The organism is Bradyrhizobium sp. AS23.2, from assembly GCF_001908185.1.
Taxonomy (GTDB): domain Bacteria; phylum Pseudomonadota; class Alphaproteobacteria; order Rhizobiales; family Xanthobacteraceae; genus Bradyrhizobium.
The window spans coordinates 1-2,089 of record NZ_LGHM01000293.1 but is presented as its reverse complement, the minus strand read 5'-3'; the positions used below and the strand labels follow the sequence as shown (position 1 = coordinate 2,089).

Sequence of the window (2,089 nt, the reverse complement as noted above, 5' to 3'; positions counted from 1 at the left end):
CAATCTTCTGCCTGGTTCCAGCAAATTGCGGCATCGCATCGTATCCGTGAACCAAACCGTCCATCACCCGATGCGAGATACGTTGAAGGCCATCGTCGGCAAAGATGTAGAATCGCATTGATGCTGTCATTTAGCCTCATGCAGGGTACGCTATTTCTTGGGATTGTTCTGGCGCCGACTCTTCTTTCTGACATCCTCTAAGCGCCGAATTTGCTCATAGAACACATCTTCGGCAGCGCTATGCTGAGTTAGTTGATCGACAAGTTCGGAGGCGACCATCCTCAGCCCAGCCTTGATGATTCCGGCGACGGCATCGTTCCTGGCATAGGTCCCGTCCGCCTCCCAGCGGCGCCTGGATGCCTCGTCAACGTCCTTAATCCACGGCCGATACTCGATTAGTGCCGCTCGACTGTCGAGGATCTGGTGAACCGTTTTCTGAGGCGGGAGAGCGCCGTCGTGAGCATCAGCGTAGGCTTTGATGGACGCAGATAACTTTTCCAGTTGCGGTAAGAGCTCCAATGCCTTGCCTGAGCCGCTGGTCAATCGAAGGAAATTCGCCGCAAATCTGCGGAGGTCGCGGGTCAACTGGTCATGAATCCGTTGTTTCCGGATATCCGCTTCGGACTGCTCGCTTACGACCCGTAACACCATTGCCCGGCGCCCCCCACAGCCCGCACATGATTCCCCATCGCGACCGCCGGAGCAACGGCACATCCTCATCGGCGCCGAGGCGCCTGACATCCAGCAGCTATAGCCATCGTTCAGGGCGTCGCCAAAAGTAGGGAGAGGTTGAGCCGGTACCTGAGACGAGCATGCAGCCAAGCATGGACAGGCGAGCTGATCTGCGGCCTTGTTCGGCCCCTCGTGCTACTTTGGTCGCACATGCCGCCACGCCAATAGGGACGACGAGCCGAGCCGGCGACCGCTCCAAAAGGTTAAGACCAGTTAAGACCGCTCTCCCTAAACCGCCTAACAGGGGTATGCGGGCGGTCGTGCTCAAATATATTTTCTACCGCTAGGATGCATAGAAATGGTCGCTGAGAGGCGTTCGCTTCGGGGCACGCCTGTCGGGTCAATACCGTTTTGACGAACATAGGAGTCTGGGATCTGTCCTATGAGGGCAAATAGAGCGCACACTCCTACATCGGCCTCGGAAGGCAAATCGGCCTGAGCGCTGAAGCGCGTCCATTTGACAGCCGCCTACAACAGGCACATTTTGATTCGTACTTCGTTGTTCCGGTTGAATTTTCCGCGCGTCAACCTCGGGAACGCCTCACATGTTGGCTCTTGATTATCTCGGATTGGCCGTTGGCCTTTCTTTGGCAGCGATGCTGCTTTCGGTTGCTTACAAGCTGTTTCGCCTGGATCGCTTTGAAGCGAAGAAGGGCGCCTCGCGCGTTAGAGGCGTGTCCGACGCCGTTATGGGACGCGCGCGGACGCGCGACGATTGGTTGCCAGATGGCCGCATCAAAGGCGGCATGATTTATAATCGTAGAGAAAATCGACTTGAGGTCTGCGGAAGACTCTCCGACGAAGCCTTCGACCGCATCTTCCGTTGAAGGCTCTTCATCTCGCTTCGCACTTCGTCCATACGTCGGTTGGATTCCGACGGTCAATGGACGACTGTCGTTTCGGCACGTAGGGGACACGCGCCGCCCCACGGAGTCGATCTTCGCCAACATAGATACGGGCGCGGATCGAATCATCGTCGCCTACCAGAGAAGGCCGCTCAGCGACATTCTCTTTCCGCGTCTCATACATTGGGCGCGGGACATCAGCGGGGACTTCTGGTTCACGCTCACGGCGAAATCAAACAATAGTCCGTTATTGGCTGACCAGATCAGCGGCAAGATCCACGTCTTCAAGAGCCGAGAAGATTGGCGGGCTCATGCTGACAAGCAGCTACGAAAGCTCATTGGGAACCTCTGGCAGCTTCGCTTCGAAAGCCAGATCGACGTTCCCGCCCAGGCGAACTTAGTCTTCGATCGTGCAAGACAAGTCGTAGAACATGGCGCCGATATTGAGATCGAGTTTGATCTTGAGCGGAATGGCGAGGTCTACTTTAGTCAGCCAAAATTCAAAGAAGAGG

3 protein-coding genes are annotated in these 2,089 nt (G+C 56.1%); 2 read left to right on the top strand and 1 reads right to left on the bottom strand.

What is annotated here, in order from left to right:
* Positions 1-150 precede the first annotated feature (150 nt).
* Positions 151-651, bottom strand: a complete 501-nt coding sequence (locus tag AC630_RS41410; RefSeq protein ID WP_074124167.1) for a hypothetical protein — start codon at positions 649-651, stop codon at positions 151-153.
* A 626-nt stretch (positions 652-1,277) separates the two neighbouring features.
* Here AC630_RS41410 and AC630_RS41405 point away from each other — a divergent pair.
* A complete protein-coding gene (locus tag AC630_RS41405; RefSeq protein ID WP_143198738.1) occupies positions 1,278-1,559 on the top strand; it encodes a hypothetical protein in 282 nt (93 codons plus the stop codon).
* Between the two features lie 268 nt (positions 1,560-1,827).
* A partial coding sequence (locus AC630_RS46545) for a hypothetical protein (RefSeq protein WP_143198737.1) occupies positions 1,828-2,089 on the top strand: 262 nt, incomplete at its 3' end.